The organism is bacterium (genome assembly GCA_012517375.1).
In the GTDB taxonomy this organism is placed as follows: domain Bacteria; phylum Hydrothermota; class Tepidihabitantia; order B3-TA06; family B3-TA06; genus JAAYVC01.
This window is the reverse complement of record JAAYVC010000035.1, coordinates 1-5,185: the sequence shown is the minus strand read 5'-3', so window position 1 is coordinate 5,185 and position 5,185 is coordinate 1. Positions and strand designations below refer to the sequence as shown.

Below are 5,185 nucleotides of genomic sequence, written 5' to 3'. Positions count from 1 at the left end.
GGGTGCTGTCCCAGTACTCGCATATCCAGTGATCGGAGTATATCCCGGGTTGGAAGTAACCTCCGAAGCCGCATCTTGCCCTTGCGGGTATGCCTTTCGATCTCAGAAATGAGCAAGCAAGAACGGTAAAATGTCTGCAGTCTACTATCAACCGCTTTCCGGGTGCACGAGGCGTAACTAGCGAGTGCTCGTCCAGGGTCATTATCTTCTCAAGCATATCCTCGACTCTTCGCAGCTGCAGCTCGCTCTTTCTTTCTTCGGTGAGCTCGACCTTATACGCCGCCAGGTGTGCTTCGTGCATCAGGAGACCTGTAACGGCTTGCACCAACCCATGCACATCATCAGGCAGTTCTTTGTACAAATCCTCGTACTTTCCGGGGTCTGTCGTTACGCCCTGTGTTGTGTAATACTCGAGCATGGCACTCCTTTCGTTTGACGGACTTATCGTATTCGATCCTTGGGCTTTGAGTCCTGTGAAAAGAAACACCATGAAGCCCAATCCGCAAAAAGTCCATTTCACATTCTTTCCATTCTTACGTTTGGTATGCCCCGTTCATGTCTTCATTGCCTGTCACGGGTGTTACGGGTGTTACGGGTTCCAGTCCGCAGGCATCCTGAGGATCGAATCAGACTCATAGAGTTCCCGAAGTTCCGTGAAGGCGCTGTCGCCTGAGGTGGTCAATTGAGCCACCTTGTCCAGCATGGCGTAATCGCTTTCGGTCAGCTTGTCATCAGGAATTCCCATAAGCCCTGAGTCATTGGAGTCCCACGGAAGTACCTCAAGCTTGTTCAGGGCCATGAAGTCGCGGATCATGTCGCCTCTGATGAACCACATGCCTTTGAGGTTAGGAGGATCGAAGAAGCCGCACTTGTCGGGGTCGAGCTTGCCCGCACGGCAGAGCGTCCAGGCTTCGCCGCCCGCAAGGAATGCGCCTTCAGGCAATGCAAGAGGATCGAACTCGATACCCAAAGCCTTTACCTGAACGCTGTCGAGCTGCGCGTCAACGCGAACCCACTCGCTGCGTCTGACATCCCAGTACTCGCATATCCAGTGATCCATATACTTCCCGGGCATAAAATAAGCTCCGAATCCGCACCTTGCCCTTGCCGGTATGCCTTTGTACTTCAGGAGCGAGCAAAGGAGCAGAGAGTAATCCCTGCAGTTGGCAACAAGACGGTTTTCAAGCTCGCGAGGCTCGACTATTGGACGGTTGTCCATCTTCTCAATCTCGGCAAGCTTGGCTTCGAGGGTGCGCATGCCGACGGAGCTTGCCTTCTCCTGGGTCAACTGCACGCCGTAGGCGCGTGCCCAAAAGATGTGCAAGAATGCGCCCTGTACGACCTTGACGAGTCCTGCGACATCATCGGGCAACCCTTCATACAAATTGATGTGTTTCCCTGGGTCGGTCATTGGACCCTGGCTGGTGTAGTATTCGAGCATCGCGCTCCTTTCGGTTGCCAAATTCGAGTTATTAGTATCTAGAGCGTTGAGTCCTGTGCTGAGTAAAGCCAATAGACCCAATCCGGAAAGAAGACCTTTCACTATATCTCCTTATTTCGTTTTACGAGTTTTTCCTGCTTCGCCTCACTGAACCCTCGCCGTTGTTACTTGATTCAGAGCGCACTCCACGATCTCCTAGAGCGCCTTGGCTATATTTTCGAGCGTTTGGAGTCCTTTTGCCTCCGCATCGCGCGCGGCTTTGAGGCATGCCGAAGCCTTTTCGCGACGTCCGGCGTCCTTTATATGAGCGGGGTCGAAGGAAAGGAACGGAAAGACGTCTGCAACCTCGCGAAGACTCCTACGGACTATCTCGTAATGGGAGATAGCCTCATCGAAAAGAGGGTTGAGTCCGGGTTTTCCCAGACGTCCCCTTGCCTCCTTCAGGAACTCGACCGCATAGTGGCGGCACTCGTGCCAGACCTCTGCGTTGTAGGCGGCGCCGAACCCGTTGGCAGAATCAGACCCCAGCGCCTTTATCCAGTTATCATAAGCCCCGAGCCCGGTCATGTACCTCGGGAACGTCCACTTTTTGGAATCCTTTGCATGCTCGACTGCGAACGCAAGCGCTTCTTTCACAAGCGCCGAGTCGTCTTTTGCCTCCGCCGGTTTTACCTGAGACACGTAGAGTACGCCTGTCTCGGCATCGCCAAGCTCCTGCCACGGCCTGGGCTTAGTCTCAGGATTCATAGCGGGTCCTTTGAAGAGATAGCGCTCATCGTCATAGCCGTAGACAACATAATATTCCGGGATGGCAAGCTCCCAGCCGAAGCATGGGTAACCCGAGTCGATGGCTTTCTTCGTGAACTTCCAGGCTTCTTTCTTTTTTTCGGCAAAATCGGGAGCCGACTTGTGCGAATGCATGCCCTCTATCTTGCAGCCGATGTTTTCCACGAGCGGAAGCATCCCTTCCGAGTTCCAAGCCGTGGGACCCGAAGGGCACATCTCGTCGTGCATGTTGATTATGAACGCGTGCCCGGATGCGCCGTACACCCACGCGTCTGACGCTTTGACGCCAAGATGATCGAGGCATCCTTTAATGCATCCGAGTTCTGACACCCACTTGCAGCTGTAATCAAGATTCTCCAATGTCTTAGCCATAAAAACTCCTCTAGCTTATTTCGAGTATACATCAGTATACACAAAAGGTGAAACTTGTCAAGATCGTCTCGCCCAGTGAGATTTTTGGCGTAAAAAGACTTGACATGCGGGGGGGGTTTTTTTTCTATAATTATGCTGCCGAGGGCAAGACAGGAATTGCAGGATTCCTGAGATTATTAACAAACAATTTAATACAAGGAGAAACAATGGGCAAGAATAAAGCCCTCATTCTCGTAGCCGTTGTAATGGTGCTTGCATCGGCAAGCACGACATATGGGTATTATGAAAGGTGGACAGGTTGGTTCAGCGAAGGTACTCTTATATGCAGCGGCTATAGCTATACACGAGACGGCACAGGCGGCGCGGCTGACGATACAACGTGCTCTGGCAGTCCGCCGACTCGTGATACTTTCTACACACCTAACAGCGTACATGTCGGTTTTGTCTGCAGTGCCCTGAATGACACTATCTACCTCACGGTTTCTAGTCTGTACGGCGGCAAAGACACGGGCCGAAGCGGAATAAAAAGTGGCTCCGGAACATGGGCGGGGTCCGCAATCCGCAGAAAAAACACAGTCGAGCAGACCTGGAACTCTCTTACAGGCACTTGGAACACTGACACCGAAGGCGATGGTTTTGATTATACTCCATTACCTGACGATCCTGCGACTTATAGCTTACACTGGTATGTTTATTCGACCTTAAGTCTCTCTGGTGGTGGAACAAGTTCAGGTTATTGCAGCGACTACGACCCATGAGTAAGCCTTGAAGCGTTTAGAGGAGGGCTTTTTGCCCTCCTCTGATGCTTGACACAACAGACTTGATTGTTAGAATGAATTTGAATATAAGGAGGTTGTAATGTCTCAGCTAAGTCTTTTGGTTTTGACACTGTGGCAAGGTGTTTTGGCGGGCCCTTTCCGCATAGCGGATGCAGAATCTCATCACCACCAGATTTCACTTCAGGCTGCGATGGCTAGGGACGGCCGCTTTGCAATAGCCTGGCTCGACAGCCTTCAGTTTCCCGACCACTTTCAGATGGACCTCTACATTCGCTTCTTCGACAAGGGAGGCAATCCACTAACGGACGCGTACAAGATTCCAAAGTTGCTGGACACGATATGGGTCAACCGCTACTCCCTGGATATGGACTCTGCAGGCAACGCAGTGCTCGTCTGGATTGAAGGAATGACCTTGAGCAATACGAAGCTATCCAAACTGCGCTTCATGAGCTTTTTACCTGATGGAACCCCTCTTGTTTCTTCAAAATCGCTTTACATGGATATAGACCTGGGTCTTCCTCTTTCAGTGAGCCTTTCGAACAACGGCAAGTTTGCCATGAGTTTTGAAACGAGGCTGGCAGGTGGAGCAGGTATCTGGCTGCAGAGGTTCGACCTTCAGGGCAACCCTCTTGACTCGGCCTTTCTTGCCTATGATACCTTGCCTGATTACTTCGAGGGCGATTACGAGCGGGCAAAGGTCTCATTGAACGAAGAGGGCGATATAGTGGTTACATGGCTGCACTTCATCAAAACAGCCCACATGTATCCCTACTACCAGGTGTTCGACTCCCTTGATAAACCTCTAGACTGGGCCCCTTTTGGTCACCGCCTTGACGATGGAGAAAGTCTTGCAGGCGCCTCCAGGCCTCATCCTTACTGGCTCGATAATGATAGATTTGCAGTGTTCTGGATCGACAACACGCATGTAGGTACGGGCGGCAATCCCGTATTATATGGCCGCATCTTTTCAGACCGGGGACAGACTCCGCAGAAACTTTGCGTGGTGTCCTGGGGCGACAGTATTCATGTTACGCCAGACGACCCGCTTGATCCCTTTTCGGACGACTTCTCGGCGCAAGGCAAGTTCGCTCATACGCATGAGCGGATGTACACTTTTCTTAACATGGATACGACACCCTGGGAATCGCACTCCTGGTCGCATTCCTCCGGATTTCTAGGCGAGGTAGTGAATGACAATGAAATCTGGCGCAAGACAAGTCTTTTCGAATATACGCCTGCATGGGGGCCTGACACGGTATGGTGCGTTGGCTTCTGGGGCGACAGGTCACGCCTTCAAAAGCCCTCTGTTGCCTGCAACGATGAAAGAATCGCATGGGCCTATGCAAGATTGAATCAGGATACAGTCTTCGAGGCTTACGCCATCGTCTCCGACTGGGACATGGGCGTCGGCGTAGGCGAGCCCACAACACTTCCCCCCTCCCACGTAACACACATCGAGATAGCCAACCCTATCGGAAGCTCGATCACCCTGCGCTACTCCAACTGCCCGAACGGTTTCTCCGCATCCGTCTTCGACGCTTCGGGCAGAAAAATCGACATGATTGAATCTTCGGGCGAGTCCGGGACATTGTCCTGGGGTAGTGGGCATGGGCCTGGAGTGTATTTTATCGTGCCGCAGGTAGAGAAGGCTAGCCCTTCAAAAGTAGTGCTGGTAAAGTGAAGTTTGCCCTTATCATTTTTGAATTGAAGGCAAACTTCTGAACGACTTCCCGAGAAAGTCGTCGGGGTCCCCAAGAAGGCGCGAAGCGGCTTCTTGGGGTACAGACACCCCCACCCTACCCTCCCC

The 5,185-nt window shown here is 52.2% G+C and carries 5 protein-coding genes; 2 read left to right on the top strand and 3 right to left on the bottom strand.

The annotated features are described in order from the left end of the window. The 3 genes from GX441_04355 to GX441_04345 all read right to left on the bottom strand — a co-directional run. Positions 1-520 (bottom strand): transglutaminase domain-containing protein (locus tag GX441_04355; protein NLI97875.1); only part of this gene is annotated, 520 nt, incomplete at its 3' end. Positions 521-589: 69 nt separating this feature from the next. Next, positions 590-1,543 carry a transglutaminase domain-containing protein gene (locus GX441_04350; protein ID NLI97874.1) on the bottom strand — a complete coding sequence of 318 codons (954 nt, stop codon included), beginning with the start codon at positions 1,541-1,543 and terminating at the stop codon, positions 590-592. A 93-nt stretch (positions 1,544-1,636) separates the two neighbouring features. After that, positions 1,637-2,599 (bottom strand): hypothetical protein, encoded by a 963-nt coding sequence (locus tag GX441_04345; GenBank protein NLI97873.1) that lies wholly within the window; start codon positions 2,597-2,599, stop codon positions 1,637-1,639. Between the two features lie 206 nt (positions 2,600-2,805). Between GX441_04345 and GX441_04340 the strand changes: the two genes are divergently transcribed. Then, positions 2,806-3,357: a hypothetical protein gene (locus tag GX441_04340; GenBank protein NLI97872.1), complete on the top strand. Its 552-nt coding sequence runs from the start codon at positions 2,806-2,808 to the stop codon at positions 3,355-3,357. Positions 3,358-3,457: 100 nt separating this feature from the next. Beyond that, a complete protein-coding gene (locus tag GX441_04335) occupies positions 3,458-5,059 on the top strand; it encodes a hypothetical protein (protein ID NLI97871.1) in 1,602 nt (533 codons plus the stop codon). The last annotated feature ends 126 nt before the right edge of the window (positions 5,060-5,185 follow it).

Excerpts from the sequence above, each read along its gene's own strand:
- GX441_04345 (NLI97873.1), bottom strand. The coding sequence starts at position 2,599 with ATGGCTAAGACATTGGAGAATCTTGATTACAGCTGCAAGTGGGTGTCA.
- GX441_04340 (NLI97872.1), top strand. The coding sequence starts at position 2,806 with ATGGGCAAGAATAAAGCCCTCATTCTCGTAGCCGTTGTAATGGTGCTT.
- GX441_04335 (NLI97871.1), top strand. The coding sequence starts at position 3,458 with ATGTCTCAGCTAAGTCTTTTGGTTTTGACACTGTGGCAAGGTGTTTTG.